Here is a 25,413-nt window from a genome sequence, read left to right on the forward strand (position 1 = left end):
AAAAATCCCTCAACCGAGGGATTTTTACTATAATTTCTTAACTTTTTTTGCTTGTGGGCCTCTTGGGGCATCTATTTTTTCAAATTCTACATTATCTCCAGTATCTAGCCTCTTAAATTCTTCCTCAGAAATAATATCTGAAAAATGGACGAAGAGGTCTTCTCCGCCCCATTTTATGAAGCCAAATCCTTTTTTATTATCAAAAAATTTAACTACACCTATACTCATTTTGCCGCCTTTCTTGCTGAAAATAGGACTCTCAAAGTTTCCTCATTTACATCGTCAAGTGTATCCTCGTCAAAAATCCTTATATCAGTAAAACCAATCTTTTCAAGCAAAGTTTTTACATAGTCAACCCCGTAAATCCTTTCTTGTTGGTATTCTTCTATTCTCCTGTATGTTCCGTCTGGATTTTCTACGAAAAAATTTAGATTCATATCAATTAGGTCATCTTCTATATAATTATCCCAAGTATAGAAAATATCCTCATACTCGTAGACATAACATTCTGACCCAAAAATTTCTCGCATTTTCATTTCTGAATTTATATCAAAAACCAAAAGCGAATCGTCCTTGAGGTTGTTATAGGAGTTTCTAAATAACTTCTCAAGGTCAGCTGGATTTGTGACGTAATTTACACTATCCAAAAGGATTACTATTAGATCGTAAAAGTCTTTTTTCTCGTATTCTACCATGTCATAATAGATGAGATTTACCTTGTCATTGTCGTATTTTTCTGCAAAACAGTTTAGCATATCTGTTGAAATATCAAGGGCGTCTATCCTATCAAAGTCATCGAAAAAATATTGGGTGAGCATGCCTGAGCCACAAGCGAGCTCAAGCATATTCTCATTTCCAATTTTATAATCTTTGGCCAAATCCTTGATATTTTGAGCATAGTAGTCGTAATCTATATCAAAACTTAATTTATCATAGATATAGGAAAACTCTCCGTACATTACTTATCCTTTATTTCTTCAAGGCTGGCCTTTGTTTTTTCTAAAAGATCCTTATAGTCTGCTAGTTTTTCTTTTTCTTTATTTACTACAGCCTCAGGAGCCTTGTCTGTAAAGCCCTTGTTTGAAAGCTTGCCTTCTGCCCTTTTGATTTCAGATTCGATTTTCTTAATCTCACCTCTTAGACGTTCTCTTTCTTTTTCATAGTCCATCAATTCATCTAGGGACATATAAACTGAAAATTCGTTAAAGACAAGTTTTACTAGACAGTCATCAGAAATATTAGCTTGAGACTTTTCTAAAACTTCTACTTCGCTTGCACTAGCAAGGTTGATAAATTGGGCCTTGATTTGTGCAAGTAAGTCTTTATTTTTATCATTTTCTGCTACTATAGTTAATTTTTGCTTAGTTTTTGCAGGTACATTTAGGCTTGCCCTTTGGTTTCTGATTGCAGTTATTGCCTTGATTACAGAATTTACGTTTTTCTCTTCTTCTGTAAAGTTAAATTCTTCCTTGATCTCTGGCCATTCTTCAACAATTAGCATGTCCTTTTTGTTTGGAAGGGAAGAATAAATTTCTTCTGTTATAAATGGCATAAATGGATGAAGGAGGATTAGCATTGATTTTAGAACGTAAAGAAGAACTTTCTTTACATTAGCTTTTGCTTCTTCATCATCACCATAAAGTCTAATCTTAGCAAATTCTATATACCAGTCACAATATTCGTTCCAAATAAAGTCTTCAATCCTATCTGCAGCAAGGCCGATTTCGTACTTATCAAGGTTTTTTGATACGTCTTCTATAACTTGGTTAAGCCTTTTTAGGATCCATTCGTCTTCGAGGGTTAGGTTTTTGCCATCAAAGTCTAAATCATCAGTCTCATCTATATTCATAAGGACAAATCTTGATGCATTCCACAACTTATTTGCAAAGTTTCTAGATGCAAGGAGCCTATCCTCGTCATATCTCATGTCGTTTCCTGGAGAATTGCCTGTAATTAGGGTAAACCTAAGGGCGTCTGCTCCGTATTTATCAACTACGTCTATTGGGTCAACACCGTTACCAAGTGATTTACTCATCTTTCTACCTTGGCTATCTCTGATTAGACCTGTAAATAAAACGTGGGAGAACGGAACTTTTCCAGTTGTATATAAAGAAGCAAATACCATTCTTATTACCCAGAAAAAGATTATGTCATAGCCAGTTATTAAAATATCTGTTGGGAAGAAATAATCAAATTCTTCGTTTTCTTCTGGCCAACCTAGGGTTGCAAAAGGCCAAAGGGCTGATGAGAACCAAGTATCAAGAGTATCTTCCTCTTGGGTTACTTTTTTGCCTTCTAACATGCCGTTTCCATCTGGTTCGTCTTCTGAAACTATGATTTCTCCATCTTCTGTATAGAAAACTGGAAGTCTGTGTCCCCACCAAAGCTGACGGGAAATTGTCCAGTCTCTGATATTTTCTAGCCAGTTCATATAGGTTTTTGATAGGTTTTCTGGAATAAGAGTAAGTTCGCCTGAATTGTAGGCATCTATACACATCTTAGCAAAGCCATCCATCTTAACAAACCATTGCTTAGAAATTAGTGGCTCGATTACAACATCAGTTCTCTCAGAATAGCCAACTGCGTGGTCGATTTCTTCGATTTTTACAAGTAATCCTTGCTCTTCAAGATCAGCTAGCATTTCTTTTCTAGCTTCATACCTATCCATACCAGAATATCTTCCATAGCCATCTACAATGTGGGCCTTTGTGTCAAGAACAACACATTGGCCAAGGTCGTGGCGGGCGCCAACTTCAAAGTCGTTAGGGTCGTGGGATGGGGTTATTTTTACACAACCTGTACCATATTCCATATCTACATAATCGTCAGCAATTATTGGAATTTTCCTACCTACAAGTGGAAGGATTAAATTTTTGCCTATCTTATCTTTAAATCTTGTATCTTCTGGATTTACTGCCACAGCCAAATCGCCTAGCATGGTTTCTGGACGGGTTGTAGCGATAGTTATAAAATCATCGGAATCTTCATAATGGTATTTGATATACCAAAGCTTGCCCTTTTGGTCTTTGTGGTAGACTTCTGCATCTGAAATAGCAGTTTCTGCCATTGGATCCCAGTTTACAATCCTGTTGCCCCTATAAATCAAACCGTCATCGTACATTTTTTTGAAAACTCTTTTAACAGCACGAGTTAAGTTTTCATCCATGGTGAAGGAATCGTGATCCCAATCGCAAGAAACACCTATAGTTCTTAGTTGTCTTTTGATTGTGCCGCCGTATTCGTGGGTCCAATCCCAAGCTTCCTTAAGGAAACCATCCCTGCCGAGGTCCGCCTTGGTTTTTCCTTCTTTTGCAATTTTACCAACTACCTTGGCTTCTGTGGAAATAGAAGCATGGTCAGTGCCTGGTATCCAAAGGGCTTCAAAACCAGCTAGCCTCTTATATCTAATGATAATATCTTGTAGGGTGTTATTTAGGGCGTGGCCCAAGTGGAGTTGGCCTGTAACATTTGGTGGTGGCATAACAATTGTAAATGGTTTCTTGTCAGGATTTACTCCTGCCTTAAAATAGCCGCCTTCTTCCCATTCTTTGTAGATTTTTTTCTCAAAATCCTGTGGACTATACTTTGTATCCATATTTTCTCCTCTCAATTAAAAAAATGGCAACGCATTCTAGGACGAATTATCGCGTTACCACCTAAATTTCTTATAAAAAGACTCTCTTTGCATTTATGCATGCTACATTAACATATATGAAAGCAACCTTCACCTATTTATTCCAAAGATTTTCACCAACCATCTTCTCTCTAAAGGACTTCCTAGGCTAATCCTCTTTCATTGTTAGTATTAAACTGTTGGGATTATTATATTAATAAATCCCCAAAAGTCAATAATTTTAGTGATTGTTAATTTAATTTCAATCTCTTACATGATATGGATTTCCCTTACTTAATAAATATTGAAAAATTTTAACTAAAGCCTATGATTATCATAAGATTTACTATTAATTAAGGATATTTATAAATTTTTGATGAAAATATTTTCATTATTTTGATTTTTTTGGTATAATAGCTATAGAGTCTTGGTGTAGGAGAAATTATGAAATTAATAGTGTATATAATCTCAGATGGTAGCTCTATTGGCCTAATAGATATAGTAAAGGAAACTATGAGCCACTTTAATCAATCCTATGAAATAAAGATTTTTGATAGGATTATTAATAGAGAAAACTTAACTAAGCTACTAACATCAATTACAGATTCAAATTCTTCGATAATTTACCACTCATTTAGAGATTCTAAAATGAAGGCCTATGTCAAAAACTACCTAGCTAGTAGAAACCTTAGGGAAATTGGTCTAATAGATTATTCTGTAAGGGAAATGAATGGATTTTTGGAAAATCTTCCACAAAATAAGAAAGACAAAAATTCCCTAGACCCCGTCCACCAGAGGAGGCTAGCAGCCCTTGATTTTGCCATTGATTTTGACGATGGACAAGATTTTAGGGGCTTAGCATATTGTGACATAGCAATAATTGGAGTTTCAAGATCTTCTAAGACTCCCCTATCCATGTATCTTGCGAGTATGGGATATAAGGTAAGCAACATTCCAATCCTTGTAGACTCAAAGGTCCCACAAGAATTATTTGAAATAGATCCAAATAAGATCTTTGGCCTTACAATCGATAAGGATGTCCTAAAAAAAATCAGGGAAGAAAGACTCAAGTCTTTGGGCTTATCTGTAGATTCTCTTTATTCGTCAAAGGAAAGAATAGGCAAGGAAATCGATTATGCGCTTGAGCTTATGAATGACTTGGACTGCACAATCATTGATGTGACTTACAGGTCTATAGAAGAAACTTCAGAAATTATCACAAGCAAATTAAATAAAATATAGAAAGGGAAAAAATTATGAGCACAAAATACGTTTACAATTTCGATGAAGGTAACAAAACAATGAGAGACCTTCTAGGCGGCAAGGGTGCAAACCTAGCAGAAATGACAAATATGGGAATCAATGTACCATATGGTTTTTCTGTAACAACTGAGGCATGTATTAGATATTACAAAGAAGACAAAAAACTTTGGGATGCCTTAAATGAAGAAATCACAAACCACATCAAAGACCTTGAAAAACACAATGGCAAGACCTTTGGTAACAACGAAGACCCACTTCTAGTATCAGTTAGATCAGGCGCTCCTATTTCAATGCCAGGTATGATGGATACAATCTTAAACCTTGGTCTTAACGATATAGCTGTTAAAGGCCTTGAAAATAAGACAAACAACAAGAGATTTGCCTATGATTCTTACAGAAGATTTATCCAAATGTTTGCTGACGTTGCTATGGGCCTTGACAAAAACAAATTTGAAGAAGTCCTAACAGCTAAAAAAGAGGAAAAAGGCGTAAAAACAGACCACGACCTTGTAGCAGAAGACTTTGTTGACGTTGTTGAAAAATATAAGGTCGTTTACAAAGAACTTGCTGGAGAAGAATTCCCACAAGATCCTAGAAAACAACTTGACCTTGCTATTTCAGCAGTATTTTCTTCATGGAATAACCCAAGAGCTATCCTATATAGAAAGTTAAACGATATTGATGATAAAATGGGTACAGCTGTAAACGTTCAAACCATGGTATTTGGTAACATGGGAGAAACTTCTGGTACTGGTGTTGCCTTCTCAAGAAACCCAGCTACTGGTGAAAACGTACTTTATGGTGAATACCTAATGAACGCTCAAGGTGAAGACGTAGTAGCAGGTGTTCGTACACCAGAACCAATCAGCCACCTTCACGAATTAATGCCTGAAGTTTATGATGAATTTTATAATACAGCACAAACTCTTGAAAAACACTACAAAGACATGCAAGATATGGAATTTACTATCCAAGAGGGCAAGCTTTACCTACTTCAAACTAGAAATGGTAAGAGAACTGCCCAAGCAGCTGTCCAAGTAGCAGTAGATATGGTAGAAGAAGGATTAGTTGACGAAAAAGAAGCCCTATTAAGAGTCAACCCACAAGACCTTGATGGACTCCTCCACCCAACCTTCACCCAAGAAGCTGTTAAAAAAGCCCAAGCTTTAACAAAGGGTCTTGCTGCATCTCCAGGAGCAGCTGTAGGTAAGATTGCTTTCTCTGCCCCAGAAGCAGCTAGAAGAGCAAAAGACGGCGAAACAGTTATACTCGTTCGTGAAGAAACAAGCCCAGAAGACCTTGAAGGTATGGTATCAGCAGTTGGTATCCTTACTGCAAGAGGCGGTATGACTTCCCACGCAGCAGTAGTTGCAAGAGGTATGGGTAAATGCTGTGTATCTGGTGCCCAAGATATCCACGTTAACGAACTTGAACATACATTAAGAGTAGGCGATGTTGTCCTAACTAGCGAAGATACAATCTCAATTGACGGTTCAACTGGTGAAATCTTTGCAGGTGCCCTTGCTACCCAACCACCACAAATGCACGGTGCCTTTGGTAAATTCATGCAATGGGTTGATGAGTATAGGGATATGAAAGTTAGAACAAACGCTGATACACCAAGAGATGCTAAACAAGCCCTAGAATTTGGTGCTGAAGGTATTGGTCTATGTAGGACAGAGCACATGTTCTTTGCAGATGACAGGATTTTCCAAGTTAGAAAGATGATCCTTGCTGCTGACGTTGAAACAAGACAAGCTGCCCTTGATAAGATTCTTCCAATGCAAGAAGAAGACTTCTATCAAATTTATAAATTAATGGAAGAAAGACCAGTAACTGTAAGACTTCTTGACCCACCACTTCACGAATTCCTACCAAAGGGAGAAAAAGAAATAGCTGACCTTGCCCTAGAATTAAAAATCCAACCAGCAAGAGTTCACGAAAGAATTTCAGAACTTCAAGAAGTAAACCCAATGTTAGGTTTCAGAGGTCTAAGACTAGGCGTTATCTATCCAGAAATCTCTAGAATGCAAGCAAGAGCAATCATGCAAGCTGCTATTAGACTAAATAAAGAAGGCGTAAATGTAGTTCCAGAAATCATGATTCCACTATCTTCAGATGTTCACGAACTTGCCTATGTAAAAGATATAGTTGTAAAAGAAATCGAAAAAGTCTTTGAAGAACAAGGCATGGATATCAAATACCTACTTGGTACCATGATTGAAATTCCAAGAGCTGCTATCACTGCCGATGAAATCGCACAAATCACAGACTTCTTCAGCTTTGGTACAAACGACTTGACACAAATGACCTTCGGCCTATCAAGAGATGACGCAGGTAAATTCCTACCAGCATACATCGAAAAAGACATCCTAGAAAAGGATCCATTCCAAGTTCTAGACCAAAAAGGTGTTGGTTTCTTAGTAGAAACAGCTGTTGAAAAAGGTAGAAAATCTAATCCTGCCCTCCACCTAGGTATCTGTGGTGAGCACGGTGGAGAACCAAACACTGTTAAATACCTATACAACGTAGGTCTTGACTATGTATCTTGTTCACCATTTAGAATTCCAATCGCTAAACTTGCAGCAGCCCAAGCAGCAATTGAAAAAAATAAATAAGATAAAAACCATTCTCCGACTAGGAAAAATCCTAGTCGGAGATTTTTTCGCCTAAAATTTGCAATTTTTATAATTTTGGGATAAAATCTTCAAATAATCTAAAAGGAGATTTTATGGAAAAAATCAAAAGCATCAAGGGCATAAACGGTGCCCAATTAAAATATATAGCCTTTGCCTCAATGTTTATAGACCATTTCAACAAGGCAATCATAACACCATTTTTAACAGGAACTGGCCCTATGGTCATTATTACAACAATCTTTGACATCTTGGGAAGGATTGCCTTTCCAATCTTTGCCTTTATGGTTGTGGAAGGTTTTTTCAAAACAAAATCACGCTGGTCATATTTAAGGAATCTTTTGATTTTTGCGGTAATTTCTGAAATTCCTTACGATATGTTCCAGTCGGCTGAATTTGTAAATACCTGGTCACAAAATATTCTCTGGGGCCTCGCCCTTGGACTATTTACAATCATGGTAATTGATAAATTAAAAGATTACATTAAAAAAAGACCCCTATGGATTTTTGTTTCTATCTTAATAGTTGTCCTTTCAAGCCTAGGCTCCATGCTCATTTCATCTGACTATGAGTACTATGCCATTATAATAATTTACCTATACTATCTTTTCTATGACAAAAGACTTCTGGCATCAGGACTTTCCTACCTTGTGATAATTAAGGAAATATACGCCATCCTGGGTTTTGCAACTGTACTTTTCTATAACGGAGAAAAGGGCAAACAAAATAAAATATTTAACTACCTATTTTATCCAGTACATTTGCTAATATTCGGAATAATAAGAATGGTCTTTAAAATCTAAAATACAGCTTAATTTTAAGCTGCCTTTTTATTTTGCAATTTTTTTCTATGAGATTTTATTAATGAAATGGAATTTATAAGAATTGAAAGAGCCACACAAATCCAAAGGGCCTTAGATATGGTTGGTATGGTATCCATTATGTCGCTCCAATCCTCTCTAACAACTCTTCCTGCCCCATCTGCATAAAAAGCGCATACAGTAAGGCTTGTGATAGATAAAGACAAAAATCTAAAAAGATTATCTTTATTTTTGTAATTTATAATATTTAAAAGGGCGGTAATTATAGCACCCGCCCCAAAGATAAGCCACATTAGAAGGCTTCCTTTTTTATATACTTCTTAACTATGATTCCAAAATAGATTGACATCAAGATAGCTACAACTCCTGCAAGGGCTCTTTTTGTCATTCCCACAGCTGGGATAAAAATCGCTATGGCAAATAGCGAAAGAATAGCTATTGTATAGATAGATAAAACAATACCTCTAGTTGCCATTTTCACTGTAGTTGCATTTTATCTTCAAAAGATTTTCTCAACACAAAATAGAAAAATCTCATAAAAACTATTATAAGTAATAAATAAAGTGCTTTTCCTAAAATTTACACATTTTATCCTTTCTTATAAAAACTATACTTTCCCTAATATAAAATCCCACACCATCAAAAATTTAAGAAAAAACAGTGGATTTGACCACTGCTATTTCTCATCATCGATTATGCTTAATTCCAAGACTAGGGCCGATAAGTCTTTATTATTTTTAAATTGAGACCTAAAATCAGGATTTTCTATGCCTATAAATGAAAATTCACTTGAATCAACAAGGAATGCTGCAAATAATGGGAAAGGCTTATTTTCCTTAAGTAAACCGCCCTCAGTCCATTCCGAAACCTTGAATTCCCCATTTGTAAAAACTTGATTTTCATAATCAAATTTAGTAACTTGGGAAATTTTCTTGTCTGAAATCTCATAAACGTTGACTTGGTTTGAAGAAAGTTCAAAACCTAGTTTTTCCCCTTCTTCCAAATCTGGAAGGCTAATTTCAAAAATTTTATTTTCTTCTCCATTGTCAAAACTTGTGAGTTTCAGTTTAAGATTTGAGTCTTTGCCGCCCTTAATGGAATAAACTCCAGTTCCAAAATCGACAATATTGCCACCATCATATTTATCCATGAGATCAAGGTCAAAATCTTCTTTTACAAGTCCCACTTCCCCAGGATTTTGGCTTTCAATTTTGCATGCTCCTAGGATTAGAATGAGCAAAAGGCTTAATAATATATTTTTCTTTTTCATTTCTTCCTCCTTAGATAATCGGAATTTTATCAAGATTTAAAAATCAATTTGCTTCCTTATCTAAATAAGTTCAAAAGCCAAAATATTAAGGTCCTTATCTTCTTCAGTCATTTTTTTAAGGTCTTCTTTAGTGATATTTTTTATATCAATATCCTTATCATCTTTGGACATGCCGACAAAAAGGATAGTTGACTCCTTATCCTTAATATCTCCTTGATCTAGCCAATAGGTCTTCTTAAATACGTCTTTATCTATAGAATAATCAGCCCTAAAGCTTGACGCATCCTTTACTTCCTCGCCATCTATCCTAAAGAATGTATAAGAATTTTCATTAAAACCTAGACCTATTAAAGCATTTGACTTTGTGGCGTTCACTGGTCCTCTAGAAATCTCAAAGATTTCCCCGTCTTTTATAGAAATTAACTGCTCCTCTAGATTTTTTGTATCAAGTCCTTCTAGAGAATAAGTATTATAGGCAAGGTCTAATTTCTTTTCTTCGCCAAAATATTCTACCGCATCCACATCAGTCTTAGCTTGACTTATTTTTACACCTTCTTCTAGATTAGCTTCCTTATTGCAGCCTGTAATAGCAAGGGCTAAGGCACATATTAATAAAAACTTTTTCATCTCATCCTCCTTTATCTTGTTACTTATATAATACCCAAAATCTTTTAAAAAAAAGGATTTCCTAAATAATTCAAAAAAAGCGGCCAAAGCCGCTTATATTTTGATGATAAATTCTATAATGCTATTTCTCACTATTCTCAAGTCTTAATTCTAAGAGCATGCCTGAGTATTCCTTATGAGTTTTTATCCAATCTCTTATATCATCTTCATGAAAAATTGGGGTTATCAAAGAATTAGCTTCATTAGAAAAACTTGCAAATACTGGGTAAACTTCTCCGTTCTTGATTACCCCACCATTATCCCACTGCCAGCCATTTGACATCTTGTGAGTAAGTTTTTTATCTTTAAATTCATATTTGGTAAGTACAGAAGTTTTATTATCTGATAGATCGTATATATATATTTTGCTAGAATTTACCGCTATACCAAGCTTGTCCTTATCTTCTATCTTAGGAAGCTCAATATCAAAAGCTTCTGAAATTTCCCCATTTTCATAAGTTGAAAGAGTCAGGCGAAGATCATCAGGCCTTATTCCCTTGAAGGAATAAACTCCTGCCCCATAATCTAAATTATCTCCACCATCAAAGGTGTCAAACACGTTAAGCTCATAGTCTTCTTTTGTAAGCATGACATCCTCTGCATTTTTCACTTCTACTTTACAAGACGCTAAGCTTAGTATTAAAAATAAACTTAATAATACATTTCTCTTTTTCATTTTTTCTCCTAAATATGGAATTTACTTTTCTTTTTTATCTAGTATAAGTTCAAAGGCTAAAATCTTGAGGTCCTTATCTTCTTCACTCATTTTTATAAGGTCTTCTTTTGTGATATTTTTTATATCAATATACTTATCATCCTTGGACATCCCAACAAAGAGGATAGTTGATTCCTTATCTTTTATATCAGCTTGGTCTAGCCAATAAGTCTTGTTAAAATAGTCCTTGTCCATAGTGGAATCTGACTTATAACTTGTATAATAATATACTTTATCTCCTTTTATCCTAAAGTCGATATAGGAATCTTCATTAAAACCAATACCAAGTAAAGAATTTTCTTTGACATCAAGTAAAGGTCCATCTACAAAGTTAGAAACTTCCCCGTCTTTTATAGTAAATAAGTTCATTTCTAGATTTTCTGTATCAAGTCCTTTTAGGGAATAAGTATTATAGGCAAGGTCTAATTTCTTTTCTTCGCCAGAATATTCTTTTACATCTACATCAGTCTTAGTCTCACTTATTTTTACACCCTCTTCTATATTAGCTTCCTTATTGCATCCTGTAAAAGCTAGAGCTAAGGCACATATTAATAAAAACTTTTTCATACTGTCCTCCTTTATCTTGTTAACTTCATTATATCACATATCAAAAAAAAAAAAAAAAAAAGGATTTCATAAAAATACTAAAAAAGCGGCCGGAGCCGCTTGTAAATTTTTATAAAATCATTAATAAGAAGATGATTAAAAAGACCATTAAAACCTTGGCACCCAAGGGCAAAATTTTAACTTCTTTTTCCCAATCTGTGCTCCTATACATTTTTTGCTCGTCTATATATGAACTCGTAAAGGACAAAGATTTTATATAATAGGTTAAATTTTCCTTAAATTTGATGATTTTGTCTTTCAACTTCAATCCTTCTTGTATTTTCTAGAATAAATTTATAATATTATCATTTCCGTCAACGTCTATATCAAGAGCATTTGGATGTTTTGGAAGGCCTGGCATAGTTAAGACCTTATTGAGATAGACAACTATGAACCTTGATCCTGTCTTAATTTTGATGTCAGAAACTGTGATTTCAAATCCTTCTGGTCTGCCCTTGATTTTGCCATCATCTGTTAGAGATGCTGGAGTTTTTGCCATGCAAACTGGGAAATTTCTATAACCAAGTTCATCGATTTTATCAAGGACCGCCCTTGCTTCATCTGTAAAATTAACCTTGGCTGCTCCGTAGATTTCCTTGGCGATTGTGTTGATTTTCTCTTCTGTGGATAGGTCGTCTTTGTAAAGAAGTTTTACTTCTTCGCTATTATTTTCAACTATTTTCACAAGTTTATTGGCAAGGTCAATAGCACCGTCACCGCCTTTTGCCCATACTTGGGTTAGGGAAAATTCTACGTCAAAGTTCTTTGCCCAATCTTCCATGAATTTAATTTCAGCATCAGTATCTGTCACAAATTCATTGAGGGCAACTATTACTGGAAGATTATATTTTCTCATGTTTTCTACGTGCTTTTCAAGGTTTTTAACCCCTTCTTTTAGGGCATCTAGATTTTCTCCAGTAAGATTTGCTTCGTCAACACCACCATGAAGTTTAAGGGCCTTGATTGTTGCAACTACAACTGCTGCCTTTGGACGTAGGCCGGAAACCCTACATTTGATGTCTAAAAACTTTTCAGCTCCTAGATCGGCCCCAAAACCTGCCTCTGTGATTACATAGTCAGAATATTTGAGGGCTGTTTTTGTTGCAATAACAGAGTTACAGCCATGAGCAATATTTGCAAATGGACCTCCGTGGATGATTGCTGGGTTGTTTTCTAAAGATTGAACAAGGTTTGGATTCATGGCATCTTTAAGGATGGCCACAACTACACCTTCAACTCCCAAATCTTTTGCAAAAATAGGTTTGTCATCTTGGTTATAACCCACCATTATATCGCCAATTCTAGACCTTAGGTCTTCTAGATCTTCTGCAAGGCATAAAATAGCCATTATTTCACTTGCAACTGTAATATCAAATGAAGAATCCCTCTCGTCCTTGCCATTGGCATTGATTTTTATCCTTCTAAGGGCCCTTTCATTCATATCCATGACATAGTTAAACATAACTTTTTTAAAGCCAAGTTCATTACCTTGGAAGATATGGTTATTAATTAGGGCCATAATCGCATTGTGGGCAGATGTGATGGCGTGAAAGTCACCATTAAAATGTAGATTTATCTCATCCATTGGCACAACTTGAGCGTAGCCACCACCTGTTGCCCCACCTTTTCTACCTAAAACTGGTCCAAAAGATGGTTCCCTAAGGGCAACTGTAGATTTTTTACCAATTTTATTTAAACCATCAGATAGGCCTACGGTAACAGTTGATTTTCCTTCCCCAGATGAGGTTGGGTTTATAGATGTGACTAAAACAAGATTTTCAGATAAATTATCAAAATTTTCTCTTTTGATCTTTGCCTTGTAGTCACCATATTTTATTAATTTATCGGCTGAAATGCCAATCTTTGCTGCAACGTCTTCTATTTTTTCTTTTTTTGCTTGTAAAGATATTTCGTAATCAGTCTTCATTTTCCCTCACTTTAATGATAAATATCCGATGTCTTTTCTATAGAAAAGATTATCGCACTTGATTTTTTCAATGTCCTTGTAGGCTGCTTCTCTCGCTTCTTCTAAGGAATCTCCTTCTTGACACACGATTAAAACCCTGCCGCCATTTGTAAGAATCTTTCCGTCACTTTCCTTTGTACCCATATGGAAAACTTTTGAATCAAGGCCGTCAAGACCAGTGATCTCAAAACCCTTTTCATAGGATTCTGGATAACCCTTAGATGCAAGGACAACACCTATATAGGCCCTATCCTTCCACTTAATTTCCATTTCTCTTCCGTCAAGGACTGCCTCAGCCAAGTCGTAAAGGGAAGTTTCCATAGACAAGAGGATAATTTCTGTCTCAGGATCTCCGAAACGGACGTTGTATTCTATAGTTTTTATTCCATCCTTAGTTTTCATAAGGCCAGCAAATAAGATTCCCTTAAATGAGCGGCCTTCCTTAATCATAGCCTTGGCTGTTGGTTTTAGGACCTTTTCTATAGCTTCGTTAATATCAGCGTCTGTGATATGCTTAATTGGCATATAAACGCCCATACCACCTGTATTTAGGCCTAGGTCATTATCAAAGGCCCTCTTGTGGTCTTGAACAACCTTCATAGGCATAACTATTTCGCCTGACACAAAGGCTAGGAGAGAAAATTCTTCTCCCTCAAGAAATTCTTCTATAACAACAGATGCACCAGCTTCTGCAAATTTCTGATCAACCATAATCTCTTTGAGAGCTTCTCTTCCCTCTTCGAGATTTTGGGCAATAATTACACCCTTACCTGCAGCTATTCCATCAGCCTTGATTACCAAAGGAAAATCGGATTTTTCAACATATGCTAGAGCTTTTTCGTAATCTGTAAAAGTTTCGTAGGATGCTGTTGGTATGTCATATTTTTTCATCAAATCTTTGGCAAAGGCCTTTGAGCCTTCAAGGATGGCTGCAGCCTTGTTTGGGCCAAAGACCCTGATATTTTCTTTTTCTAAAAGGTCAACAATCCCGTCAACCAAAAAGGCTTCTGGACCTACAAAAACCAGGTCAATTGACTTTTCCTTGCAAAAACTAGGAAGGTCTCTGACCTCGCAAGTGATACATGTTCCAAACTGGGCCACGCCGGGATTTTCTCCCAGCATAAATATTTCGTGGCCTTCCCTATATAATTTATCAGAAATGGCATGCTCCCTGCCGCCATTTCCTACTACTAATACCCTTGCCATATCAATGTTTAAAGTGGCGCATGCCAGTAAATACCATGGCTATGCCGTTTTCATTACAAGCGTCGATTGATTCTTGGTCTCTTATTGATCCGCCTGGTTGGATGATAGCCTTAATGTCGTGTCCCGCTGCCTCATCAACGCTGTCCCTGAATGGGAAGAAGGCGTCTGATGCAAGGACTGAGCCCTTTGCCTTATCGCCTGCTTGTTTAAAGGCAATTTCAGCTGCACCGACCCTGTTCATTTGACCAGCACCAACACCTACAGTTTGACCGTCCTTGGCAAGTAAGATTGCATTTGATTTAACGTGTTTTACAATCTTGTAGGCAAATTCTAAGTCCTTTAGGTCTTCCTCGCTGACCTTTGTCTCTGTAACTGTTTCTAGTTTTTCATAAACCTTGTCATCATAGTCTTGGACTAGGATTCCGCCCCTAACTGATTTTATCAGTTTAGGATTTTTATTAGTTTTCTTTGGAATCTTGTAAATTCTGACATTTTTCTTCTTTTCTAGGATCTCTAAAGCTTCGTCTTCGTAATCATAAGCTAGGATAATTTCAAGGAAAATTTCGTGCATTTTTTCTGCAGTTTTCTTATCAATTGTGCCGTTAATCGCAACTATACCTCCGAAAATTGAAACAGGGTCTGCTTCAAAAGCCCTAGTCCATGCCTCATAAACAGTCTTTCCTGTAGCAACCCCGCATGGATTCATATGTTTTAGGCCAACACAAACTGTCTCGTCAAATTCTTGCAAAATATCAAGGGCAGCTGATGCGTCTTGGATATTGTTGTAAGACATTTTCTTGCCATGTAATTGGACACAATCTTGAAGTGCATAAGAAACTTCTTCGTCTGAGACGTAGAAGGCTGCCTTTTGGTGAGGATTTTCTCCATATCTTAGTTCGTCTTCTAATCTGTAAGTTAGGGTTAAACTTTCTTCCACATCCCCATTTATTTTATTAAAATAAGAAGCGATTAGAGAATCGTATTGGGCAGTTTTGTTGAAAACTTTTCCTGCGAGCCTTTGTCTTGTTTCTAGGCTTGTCTCTCCATTTTCTTCTAATTCCTTAAGAATAGTTTCATAGTCATTTTTATCTGTAACTACGGTTACAAACTTATAATTTTTTGCAGCAGATCTTAGCATAGAAGGGCCACCGATATCGATATTTTCAATTATTTCGTCATGGCTTACCCCTTCTTTGGCAAGGGTTTCTGCGAAAGGATAAAGATTGACGCAAATTAAGTCAATATAGCCAATTTCATTGGCCTTAAGCTCTGCAATATGGCTATCATTGTCTCTTTTTGAGAGAAGACCGCCATGAACTTTTGGATGAAGGGTCTTGACCCTACCTTCTAAAATTTCTGGAAATCCTGTGTAGTCTTCTATAGAAATGCAATCAACTCCATTTTCCCTAAGATGATTTAAAGTCCCACCTGTAGAAATTATTTCAAAACCATTTGCCACAAGACCTTTGGCAAAGTCTGCCACACCAGCCTTATCGCTCACACTTATCAATGCTCTTTTCATTTTTCCCCCTTTAAGATTTCTGCTCCTGTCTTTATGTAAAGCTTATGCTCAATTTCATGAACATGACTTTCTATCTCATCTAGACTCTTTGTATAATCAACCTTAAACTTATCTTGGGCGAGGATTTCTCCGCCGTCGATTTCTTCGTTTACGTAATGGATTGTAACTCCGATGTATTCCTCTCCCGCTTCATAGGCTCTTTTGATTGACTCTATGCCCTTATATTTTGGAAGGAGGGAAGGATGGATATTAACTACCTTGCCCTTATATTTTTCTAGAAAATCTTTAGATAAAATCCTCATATAACCTGCTAGTAAAATATAATCTAGGTCTTTTACCTTCTCTAAGATTTCTTTTTCATAAGCGGCCTTATTTTCATAATCTTTTGGATTAAAGACAAATGTCTTAATATTTTTATCTTCTGCTTTTTTTATAACCTTGGCTCCAGGCTTGTCACAAACCATGATTTCAATATCTGCCAGTTTTTTTATCTCATCTGAACTTGCCAAGGCATCGAAGTTTGTGCCCGTACCTGAAGCAAAGATTCCTATTTTTTTCATAGAAGGATGATTCCTTCCTGGTCTGTGACTTCTCCTAGGATAAAGGCGTCGTCGATTAGGTCAAGGACTTTTTCCTTGTCAGCATCATCAACAATTACTGCAAGGCCTACTCCCATATTAAAGACTTGGTACATCTCGTCGTGGTCGATTTGACCTTCTTCTTCAATAAATTTGAAAATTTCTGGAACATCATAAGAATCCCTGTAAATTTTCATGCCTAGGCCTTTTTTGAGCGCTCTTGGTAGGTTTTCTATAAAGCCACCACCTGTGATGTGGGAAATGCCAGCAACCTTTACATTTTCTAATAAAGTTTTTACTTCCTTAGCGTAGATCCTTGTAGGTCTTAATAGGGCTTCGCCAATGGTTTCCCCGTTAAATTCGTCATTTAAGCTTATATTTTCATCCTTTAGGACCTTTCTAATTAGGGAAAAGCCATTTGAATGAAAGCCAGTAGATGGAATACCAATTACAGCTTGGCCAGGCTTTGTGTTTTCTGGATTAATTAAATCTTCCTTTTCGGCAGCTCCAACAGCAAAACCTGCTATGTCGTATTCGCCTTCCTTATAAAAACCTGGCATTTCAGCAGTTTCCCCGCCTACTAAAGCTGCCCCCGCCTGTCTACAACCATCAGCCACACCCTTGACAATAGCTTCGATTTGGGCTGGATCGTTTTTGCCACAGGCAATGTAATCTAGGAAGAAAAGTGGAATTGCCCCTTGGGCAAGGATGTCATTAACACACATGGCAACAGCGTCAATGCCGATTGTGTCGTGCTTATCCATGTCAAAGGCAAGCTTAAGCTTGGTTCCAACCCCGTCTGTCCCGCTAACAAGAACTGGATTTTTAAATCCGTAGGCAGAAAGATCAAAGGCTCCGCCAAAAGATCCAATCATATCCATCATGCCCTTGTTTTTTGTGGATTCGACGTGTTTTTTTATTCTCTCAACTGATTCATAACCGGCATTTAGGCTAACACCTGCCGCCTTGTATTTCTCGCTCATTTACTCCCCTTTGCTAAAAATTCTTTTTGTATATCTGTAAGTTCCGCCTTAAATTCTTCTACATAATTGCCTAGGCCTTCAACATAGTCGCCTGTGAAAATATCTAGGGAAATTCCCTTGTTAGGACTATCAAAGTCAAAGCCAACAGCTTCCTTAAGGCCATCAACACTTATAAATTCCAAACTATCTGCACCAATTAAGTCCCTAACCTCATCTTTGCTTAGGTTTGCAGCGATTAGTTCTTGAGATGTTTTCATATCAATTCCCGAAAAAGATGGGAAAATAATCTCTGGTGAACCTATCCTTAAATGGACTTCGCTCGCTCCTGCCTTTTTAAGCATGGAAATGATTCTCTTTGAGGTAGTGCCTCTTACAATTGAGTCGTCAAGTAAGATTACCCTCTTATTTCTAACAACATCAGAAAGGGCTGATAATTTCATCTTTACTGCAATATCCCTAAGATTTTGGGAAGGCTCGATAAAGGTCCTTCCTATGTATTGGTTTTTGATAAGACCCATCTCGTATGGAAGGCCGATTTCTTCTGCATATCCTGTTGCAAGGGATAGGGAAGAATTTGGGACACCAACAACTATGTCAGCTTCCACAGGATATTCTCTCGCCAAAACCCTACCGGTATTTTTCCTTACTATGTGGACGTTTTTGCCAAGGATGGTTGAGTCAGGCCTTGCAAAATAAATAAATTCCATGGATTCGATGGCTATATTTGACGCTTCTGTGAAGATTCCTATTTCGTAACCTCCATCGTCAATTTTTATAATTTCACCAGCAGAAATATCCTTTAGAAAGTCTGCTCCAATAACATTTAGGGCACAAGACTCGGAAGCGATTGTGTAAGAATCGCCAAGTTTTCCAAGGACTAGAGGCCTTGTTGCGTGTCTATCAACGGCACCATATAAGGCATCTTGGGTTAGAAGCATTACAGAAAATGATCCCTTAAGCTTGTTTAGGGCTTCCTTAAATCTTTCCTCAATTGTTTCTTTTCTGGACCTTCTAATTAGGTGCATGATGATTTCTGCATGGCTTTCTGAGTGGAAAACTGCTCCCTCATCTTCAAGCTCGGCTCTTAACCATTTGGCGTTATTTAAATTTCCGTTCATGGCAATTCCTAGGTGGCCGTCGTTAAATTTATACAAAAGTGGTTCTATATTTTGAACGTTGGTAGAATTGCCGCTTGAGTACCAAAGGGCACCCAAGGCAGCTGATCCATCAATTTTTTCTAGTTTTCCATTATCCTTAAAAACATCTGCCAAGAGACCAACATTTCTGTATCCCCTAAGTCTAGTTCTTTCTGTTGAGACAATACCTGCACCTTGTTGGCCCCTGTGTTGAAGGGCGTGAAGGGCATAAAAGGCAACACTTGGAGCCTTTTCTATATTCCAAATTCCAAACATCCTTACTCCTTATAAAAAATCTATCTAGTAAAATATTTCACACCATTTTTAAATATATCTTGCCTATCCTTTAGGGTATTGGTTTTGTAAAGGGTCTTATAAGACCTTTCAGAATGGCCCATCTTTCCTAAGATTAGACCATCTTCACTCACCATTCCCTCTATGGCTAGGGCTGATCCATTTGGATTATATTTACCGTTTAGGGTTGCATCCCCATCGGCGTCTACATATTGGAAGGCTGCAAGGTGCTTGAATTTCTCTATATTATTTCCAACGAGTCTTCCTTCTCCGTGGCTAAATACAAGTTCATGAAGGTCACCAATTTCAAAGCCTTGGGTCCATGGTGACTTGGTAGATGCCACTCTAGTAATAGCTGTATCTGATATATGCCTAAAACCAACATTCCTAAATAGGCTTAGGTCGTTTTCGTCAAGGTCTGTGATCTTTCCGTAAGGTAAGAGTCCTGATTTTATAAGGGCTTGGAAGCCATTACAAATACCTAGGATTAGCTTTTTGTCATAAAGATGGGCATGGATTGCTTCTTTTACCTTGTCATTTTTTAGGATATTTACTATAAATTTCGCTGACCCATCTGGCTCATCACCTGCAGAAAATCCACCAGGGAAGGCTATGATGTGGGAAGATTTAATTTCCTTAACAAAGGCGTCGATTGATTTTTCAATGTCGTCTTCTTTTGTATTTGTAAATACAACTTGACTGACTACTGCTCCCGCCTCTTCAAAGGCCTTTTGGGTATCGTATTCTGAGTTAGTGCCAGGAAATACTGGAATTACCACCTTAACCTCATCAACTTTTTCATTGTAATAGACATCTTCAGATTTTTCTGACACTAGGTTTTCAACCTTGCCCCCATTTTTGTTGTAGTAGGTTGGATAGATTTCTTCTAAGGTTGACATGTAGGATTTTTCAGCATCATCAAGGTCGATTTTAATTCCATTTATAGAAATTTCTTCGCTCACCCTACCAATTTCCTTAAAGTCTAAATCACAATTAGATTCTACGACGATTGAGCAAGGATTGAAATCAAGGGCCTTGTCATAGTCAATTGTAAATCCTAATTTATTTCCCAAAGCCATCTTGATTAAAGATGAGGAAACTGATCCAAAGTCTTGAACATAGGCAGCTACAACCTTCTTTTCTTTGATATAAGAATTTAATTTTTCAAAGTCAGCCATGGTCTTAGATAGGTTTGGATAGGCCTTTTCGTCTTTTTCTATTTCTATTATATATAATTTATTGCCGATCTTTTTAAGGTCTGGAGTAATAACGTCTTCGATTTTTACTGGTGTACACGCAAAGGAAATCAAGGTTTCAACTACATTTAGGTCGTTAAAAGATCCTGACATTGAGTCTTTTCCCCCTATAGAAGGTCTACCAATTTCCCTTTGGGCTATGATTGAACCAAGCATTGCCTGGCTTACCTTACCCCATTTTTCTGGGTCATCTAAGAGTTTTTCAAAATATTCTTGGAATGAGAAGTAAAGATCTTCCTTGTTTCCTCCAACTGCATAAACTTTTGCCACAGATTCTAATACTGCGTAAATGCTAGATAAAAATGGTGAATATTTTGAGATTTTTGGTACAAAACCGTAAGCCAAGATGGTTGCTGTATCTGGTGTTGAATAAAGTGTCGGAATGGCTGCAACTGAGGCTTGGACTGGAGTTATCCTTTCCTTGCCTGCAAATGGCATCATTACTGTTTGGGCACCTACTGTTGAGTCAAACATTGAAACCATACCCTTTTGGTTGGTCACATTTAAATCTTTTAGCTCATCTAGGATTGCTTCCTTAGTGACTTCTTTTTTGACAAAAGGATTTTCCCTTACATTATCAACCAAATCTGCCTTGGCGTGTTTTCTGACACCTGCTGTTGCTAAAAATTCTGCGCTAAAGTCTACAATTTTTGCGTCTTCGTAGTACATTTCTAGGCGGTTTCTGTCGGTTATGTTTGCAACGTGAACGTATTCGAGGTTTTCTTTCTCACACTCTTTTACAAAGGCCTCGTAGTCTTTTTTATCGATTCCAACCGCCATTCTTTCCTGAGATTCAGAAATAGCTATTTCTGTTGGATTAAGGCCCTTATATTTAGTTTTAACCCTGTCAAGGAAAATTTCAATTCCTTCTGAAAGCTCGCCTATGGCTACAGATACACCACCAGCCCCAAAGTCGTTTGATTTTTTGATAAGTCTTGTGACTTCTGGTTTTCTAAAGAGTCTTTGGATTTTTCTCTCTTCGACTGGGTTTCCCTTTTGAACCTGACTTGAAGCTGTTGTTAGGGATGAATCATCGTGGATTACAGATGATCCTGAGGCACCTTGGATGCCGTCACGTCCGGTTCTACCGCCAATCATTACAACTATATCACCAGGAACAAGCTCTTCTCTCTTGTAATCACCGTCTTTAACAGCTCCTACAACTGCCCCAACTTCCATGGTTTTTGCAACATAAGAAGGGTCGTAGATTTCTCTAACAAAGGTAGTCGCAAGGCCAATTTGGTTACCATAAGATGAGTTTCCTAAGGCCTTACCCTTTGAAATTTCAACTTGTGGTAGCTTGTTGGCTAGGGTTTCTTCTCTTTTTTCTAGGATATTGCCCGCTCCTGACACCCTCATGGCCTGGTAAACATAGGACCTACCTGAAAGTGGATCTCTAATGGCACCGCCTATACAGGTTGAAGCACCGCCAAATGGCTCGATTTCTGAAGGGTGGTTGTGGGTTTCGTTTTTAAATTGGATAAGCCACCTTTCCTTCTTGCCCTTATTTTCAATTTCTGTAAAGAAGGAACAAGCGTTAATTTCTTCAGAAACTTCTATATTGGTATCGCCCAAAACCTTGGTGTGGTATTTGCCAAAGATTGATGCCATATCCATAAGCCTAATTGGCTTTGTAATGCCAAGTTCTTCCCTTAATTTCAAATAATAATCAAAGGCGTCTTGCATTTCCTTTTGGAAAAGTTTTGAATTTATATTTACCTCATCAAGGCTAGTTTCAAAGGTTGTGTGCCTGCAGTGGTCAGACCAAAATACGTCTAGAACGTAGATTTCAGTTTCACTTGGATCCCTTTCTTCTTTTTTGTAATGGTCTTGGATAAATTCCAAATCTTCTAAATCTAGGGCAAGAGAAAGGTCTTTTATTAATTTTTCGAGTTCTTCTTTTCCATAATTCCTAAAACCTCTTAAATCTTTTAGAGGTTTCATCTGTGAATCTATGGCAAAGTCCATTTTACCAAGGTCTTTTTCGCTTGATTCGATTGGGTTTATTAGGTATTTTTTAATTTCTTTTAGTTTTTCCTCTGAAACGTCCCCGTCTAATACAACAAGTTTTCCTGCCCTTACCAAAACATCTGCCTTATCGTCAATTAGCTTTAAGGCTTGCATAGCTGAATCTGACCTTTGGTCGTATTGGGCTGGGAGGGTTTCGTAGGCTATGTAGGTTTTGCCAGATAAATCAAGGTCTTCAAAAACCTGGTCTGTCATTATTTCTGAAAAAACTCTAGTTTTTGATTTTTCATAAAGATCATCGCTTATGTTGTAAAGGTCGTAGATTACATAAGTCTTAAGGTCTTTTAAGTCTAGATCAAAGTCCCTATTAAAAAGATTTTTTAAATTTTCACTTTCCCTGTCATAGGCTGGTCTTTTTTGTACAAATATTCTCTTATTCAAAGTCATCCTCCAAATATACGCTTCCTAAAAAGTTCATGTGTCCGATTTTCCTGTTGTGGCGAGCTTCCTTTTCGTATAAGTGAAGGTAGCCTTGTTTCTTGGTGATTAGGTTTATAAAATATTCTTCGTTTTGGCCTAGGATATTATATAAAGTCGCTTCCCTGTTTTCGATTTTCCCCACCTTAAGTCCGCAAATACCTTCTATGTGGGCCCTAAATTGGGATTTGGTCGCTGATTCTTGGGTAATATGACCAGAATTGTGCACTCTTGGGGCAATCTCATTGAAAATTACCTCTCCATTTGATATGAAATACTCAACTGTAAGAACACCATAATAGTCATTGTCGGCTAGGATTCTTTTTGTATAATCTATAGCCTTAGCTCCTTGGTCCTCTGTAATTCTTGCTGGAATATTTGACCTATAGAGAATGTTGTTTCTGTGTTCATTTTCAACCACAGCCACAATCTCGATTCCCTCGATATCCTTAACAGCAACTACAGAAATCTCCTTATCAAGGTTGATTAATTCTTCAAGGATAGTATCTTTTTCAACTTCCTCATTTGAAGAAATAATTTTTTGCCCCTTGCCGTCATAGCCAAACCTGGTGGTTTTCATGACGTACTTGCCGTTAATATCGTAATCGTCAATGTTTGCATCAAAGTATTTTACAGTTGGAATCCCAAGTGATTTGGCATATTCCTTCTCTCTTAGCCTGTGCTGGCTAATTTCCAAAAGCCTTGAAGATTGGACGAAATTGTACTTATTTTCAAGTTTTTTATAGGACTCTATATCTATATTTTCAAACTCAAAAGTCACTACATCACTCATTTTGCAAAGTTTTTCGATATTTTCGTATACATTAAAAGCACTATGGATAAAATAATCTGCAAATTTTCTTGCGCAGGCGTCCTCACCCGGATCTAGAATTGCTACTTTATAGCCCATTTCCTTTGCGCTCATAGCGAGCATCCTTCCAAGTTGGCCGCCACCGATTATACCGATAGTGCTTTTGGGTAATATAGTCTTGATCATATTTTCATATCTTCCTTTACTATATTTTCTAATTCAATTTTAAAATCCCTGTACTTTTCTGCTAATTTTTCGTCGTTTATAGCAAGAATTGCAAGGGCAGTAATAGCAGCGTTTTTTGCACCTGCCTCTCCTATAGCCATGGTTGCAACAGGCACACCATATGGCATTTGCACAATAGAAAGAAGCGAGTCAACGCCGTTTAGGGTTGATGATTTAATTGGGACACCAATCACAGGTAGAGTAGTTGACGCAGCAACCATACCTGGCAAATGTGCAGCACCACCAGCCGCAGCAATAATAAGGCTGTAGCCGTTTTTCCTAGCATTTTTCGCAAAGTCAACCATTAACTCAGGTGTCCTATGCGCACTAACAACCCTCTTATCGTAGTCTATGCCAAACTTATCAAGTACAGCACAGCACTCTTTCATAGTCTTGTAGTCAGATTTTGAACCCATTATGACAGCTATTTTTGACATTTTAACTCCTTAACTTTTCTTCTACAAAATTAGTATATCTATTTTATTATTTTTTTCAATGGTAAAGTGAAAATTAAATTTTTTATGAAGTCGGCTTGACAAATTATTCTTAGTAAATAAAATTTATTTGTAAGAAAGTCGTAAGTATTATATCATTATTGTAAATGTATAAGGAGAAAATAATGGATTTAATTTACAAAGGCAAGACAAAGGACATCTTTAGCCTCGAAAATGGCAACATCTTGATGAAATTTAAAGACGATGTTACAGGCAAGGACGGCGTTTTTGACCCAGGTGAAAACCAAGTTGGCCTATCAATAGAAGGCGCAGGCAATGCAGGCCTTAGGATGACAGAATTTTTCTTTAATAAACTAAATGAAAAAAATATCCCAACCCATTATGTAAAAGCAAATGTAGAAGAAAACACAATGGAAGTTAGAAAAGCAAGAGTATTTGGCAAGGGTCTTGAATTTATTTGCAGATACAGAGCTGTAGGATCTTTTTATAAAAGATACGGCAAATACATAGAAGAAGGCGCTCCACTTGACGCATTTTTTGAAGTAACAATCAAAGATGACGCAGCAGGAGACCCTACAATTTCTAAAGACTGCCTAGAAGTTCTAAATATCGCAACAGCTGACCAATATGAAGAACTAAAAAGGCTTACAAAAGAAATTTGCGGCATAATTCGTGACATCCTAAAAGAAAAAAATCTTGACCTTTATGATATAAAACTAGAATTCGGCCTAGATGAAAATAACAAAGTCATCCTAATAGATGAAATATCTGGCGGAAATATGAGAGTCTACAAAGGCGATGATTATATCGAACCACTTAGACTTACTGATTTGGTTTTAGACTAATTATAAAAATCCCTTTTTAAAAAATGTACTGACCCCCAAAAGTTGGACTTAAAAATCAACTAATGGAGGTCAGTTTTTTAATGGCAAAATACAGCACAGAA

The 25,413-nt window shown here is 37.0% G+C and carries 23 protein-coding genes; 4 read left to right on the forward strand and 19 right to left on the reverse strand.

Annotated elements, in window-relative coordinates; translation table 11 throughout:
- Positions 1-27: 27 nt before the first annotated feature.
- From AC1EJ5_RS04020 to AC1EJ5_RS04030, 3 genes are read right to left on the reverse strand one after another with little or no spacing between them, the layout of a single operon-like run.
- Complete coding sequence (locus tag AC1EJ5_RS04020; RefSeq protein ID WP_223419994.1) at positions 28-228, reverse strand: cold-shock protein; 201 nt, start codon at positions 226-228, stop codon at positions 28-30.
- The gene (locus AC1EJ5_RS04025; RefSeq protein ID WP_479814681.1) at positions 225-959 is read right to left on the reverse strand and encodes a class I SAM-dependent DNA methyltransferase; all 735 of its coding nucleotides are present in this window, start codon (positions 957-959) and stop codon (positions 225-227) included. Before AC1EJ5_RS04025 ends, AC1EJ5_RS04020 begins: the two co-directional genes overlap by 4 nt.
- On the reverse strand, positions 959-3,595 hold the full coding sequence (locus AC1EJ5_RS04030; RefSeq protein WP_479814683.1) for a valine--tRNA ligase: 2,637 nt from the start codon (positions 3,593-3,595) through the stop codon (positions 959-961). Before AC1EJ5_RS04030 ends, AC1EJ5_RS04025 begins: the two co-directional genes overlap by 1 nt.
- 462 nt (positions 3,596-4,057) lie before the next feature.
- Between AC1EJ5_RS04030 and AC1EJ5_RS04035 the strand changes: the two genes are divergently transcribed.
- The 3 genes from AC1EJ5_RS04035 to AC1EJ5_RS04045 all read left to right on the forward strand — a co-directional run bounded on the left by AC1EJ5_RS04035 (position 4,058) and on the right by AC1EJ5_RS04045 (position 8,315).
- Entirely contained in the window at positions 4,058-4,855 is a 798-nt protein-coding gene (locus AC1EJ5_RS04035) for a pyruvate, water dikinase regulatory protein (protein WP_479814685.1), read from the forward strand.
- 14 nt (positions 4,856-4,869) lie between these two features.
- A complete protein-coding gene (gene ppdK, locus AC1EJ5_RS04040; RefSeq protein WP_479814687.1) occupies positions 4,870-7,494 on the forward strand; it encodes a pyruvate, phosphate dikinase in 2,625 nt (874 codons plus the stop codon).
- Positions 7,495-7,607: 113 nt separating this feature from the next.
- Positions 7,608-8,315: a TraX family protein gene (locus AC1EJ5_RS04045; protein ID WP_479814689.1), complete on the forward strand. Its 708-nt coding sequence runs from the start codon at positions 7,608-7,610 to the stop codon at positions 8,313-8,315.
- Positions 8,316-8,329: 14 nt separating this feature from the next.
- Here the strand turns inward: AC1EJ5_RS04045 and AC1EJ5_RS04050 are convergent, their stop codons facing one another.
- From AC1EJ5_RS04050 to purE, 16 genes are all read right to left on the reverse strand, one after another.
- On the reverse strand, positions 8,330-8,626 hold the full coding sequence (locus tag AC1EJ5_RS04050) for a hypothetical protein (protein WP_479814691.1): 297 nt from the start codon (positions 8,624-8,626) through the stop codon (positions 8,330-8,332).
- Positions 8,626-8,808 carry a hypothetical protein gene (locus tag AC1EJ5_RS04055; RefSeq protein ID WP_479814692.1) on the reverse strand — a complete coding sequence of 61 codons (183 nt, stop codon included), beginning with the start codon at positions 8,806-8,808 and terminating at the stop codon, positions 8,626-8,628. Before AC1EJ5_RS04055 ends, AC1EJ5_RS04050 begins: the two co-directional genes overlap by 1 nt.
- 201 nt (positions 8,809-9,009) lie before the next feature.
- Positions 9,010-9,603, reverse strand: coding sequence for a hypothetical protein (locus tag AC1EJ5_RS04060; RefSeq protein ID WP_479814694.1), 594 nt, complete (start codon positions 9,601-9,603; stop codon positions 9,010-9,012).
- 60 nt (positions 9,604-9,663) lie between these two features.
- Positions 9,664-10,230, reverse strand: a complete 567-nt coding sequence (locus tag AC1EJ5_RS04065; RefSeq protein WP_479814696.1) for a hypothetical protein — start codon at positions 10,228-10,230, stop codon at positions 9,664-9,666.
- A 121-nt stretch (positions 10,231-10,351) separates the two neighbouring features.
- Positions 10,352-10,945, reverse strand: coding sequence for a hypothetical protein (locus AC1EJ5_RS04070; protein ID WP_479814697.1), 594 nt, complete (start codon positions 10,943-10,945; stop codon positions 10,352-10,354).
- 21 nt (positions 10,946-10,966) lie between these two features.
- Positions 10,967-11,551, reverse strand: coding sequence for a hypothetical protein (locus AC1EJ5_RS04075; protein ID WP_479814699.1), 585 nt, complete (start codon positions 11,549-11,551; stop codon positions 10,967-10,969).
- Positions 11,552-11,660: 109 nt separating this feature from the next.
- A complete protein-coding gene (locus AC1EJ5_RS04080) occupies positions 11,661-11,852 on the reverse strand; it encodes a hypothetical protein (protein ID WP_479814701.1) in 192 nt (63 codons plus the stop codon).
- Between the two features lie 21 nt (positions 11,853-11,873).
- Positions 11,874-13,517, reverse strand: coding sequence for a formate--tetrahydrofolate ligase (locus AC1EJ5_RS04085; protein ID WP_479814703.1), 1,644 nt, complete (start codon positions 13,515-13,517; stop codon positions 11,874-11,876).
- A 6-nt stretch (positions 13,518-13,523) separates the two neighbouring features.
- Positions 13,524-14,762: a phosphoribosylamine--glycine ligase gene (gene purD / locus AC1EJ5_RS04090; RefSeq protein ID WP_479814704.1), complete on the reverse strand. Its 1,239-nt coding sequence runs from the start codon at positions 14,760-14,762 to the stop codon at positions 13,524-13,526.
- Between the two features lies 1 nt (position 14,763).
- A complete protein-coding gene (gene purH / locus AC1EJ5_RS04095) occupies positions 14,764-16,284 on the reverse strand; it encodes a bifunctional phosphoribosylaminoimidazolecarboxamide formyltransferase/IMP cyclohydrolase (RefSeq protein ID WP_479814706.1) in 1,521 nt (506 codons plus the stop codon).
- Positions 16,281-16,844 (reverse strand): phosphoribosylglycinamide formyltransferase, encoded by a 564-nt coding sequence (purN, locus tag AC1EJ5_RS04100; RefSeq protein ID WP_479814708.1) that lies wholly within the window; start codon positions 16,842-16,844, stop codon positions 16,281-16,283. The genes purH and purN overlap by 4 nt, the downstream gene beginning before the upstream one ends.
- Positions 16,841-17,845 (reverse strand): phosphoribosylformylglycinamidine cyclo-ligase, encoded by a 1,005-nt coding sequence (gene purM, locus AC1EJ5_RS04105; RefSeq protein ID WP_479814710.1) that lies wholly within the window; start codon positions 17,843-17,845, stop codon positions 16,841-16,843. The genes purN and purM overlap by 4 nt, the downstream gene beginning before the upstream one ends.
- Positions 17,842-19,257, reverse strand: a complete 1,416-nt coding sequence (gene purF, locus AC1EJ5_RS04110) for an amidophosphoribosyltransferase (protein WP_479814712.1) — start codon at positions 19,255-19,257, stop codon at positions 17,842-17,844. Before purF ends, purM begins: the two co-directional genes overlap by 4 nt.
- A 20-nt stretch (positions 19,258-19,277) precedes the next feature.
- Entirely contained in the window at positions 19,278-22,946 is a 3,669-nt protein-coding gene (locus tag AC1EJ5_RS04115) for a phosphoribosylformylglycinamidine synthase (RefSeq protein ID WP_479814714.1), read from the reverse strand.
- A complete protein-coding gene (locus AC1EJ5_RS04120) occupies positions 22,933-23,973 on the reverse strand; it encodes a 5-(carboxyamino)imidazole ribonucleotide synthase (RefSeq protein ID WP_479814716.1) in 1,041 nt (346 codons plus the stop codon). The genes AC1EJ5_RS04115 and AC1EJ5_RS04120 overlap by 14 nt, the downstream gene beginning before the upstream one ends.
- Positions 23,970-24,449 carry a 5-(carboxyamino)imidazole ribonucleotide mutase gene (gene purE, locus AC1EJ5_RS04125; protein WP_223419954.1) on the reverse strand — a complete coding sequence of 160 codons (480 nt, stop codon included), beginning with the start codon at positions 24,447-24,449 and terminating at the stop codon, positions 23,970-23,972. Before purE ends, AC1EJ5_RS04120 begins: the two co-directional genes overlap by 4 nt.
- Positions 24,450-24,631: 182 nt before the next feature.
- On the opposite strand from purE, the gene AC1EJ5_RS04130 reads away from it, so the two are divergent.
- On the forward strand, positions 24,632-25,312 hold the full coding sequence (locus tag AC1EJ5_RS04130; RefSeq protein ID WP_479814718.1) for a phosphoribosylaminoimidazolesuccinocarboxamide synthase: 681 nt from the start codon (positions 24,632-24,634) through the stop codon (positions 25,310-25,312).
- Positions 25,313-25,413: the final 101 nt, after the last annotated feature.

This window comes from Anaerococcus sp. C0059F3, assembly GCF_056590475.1.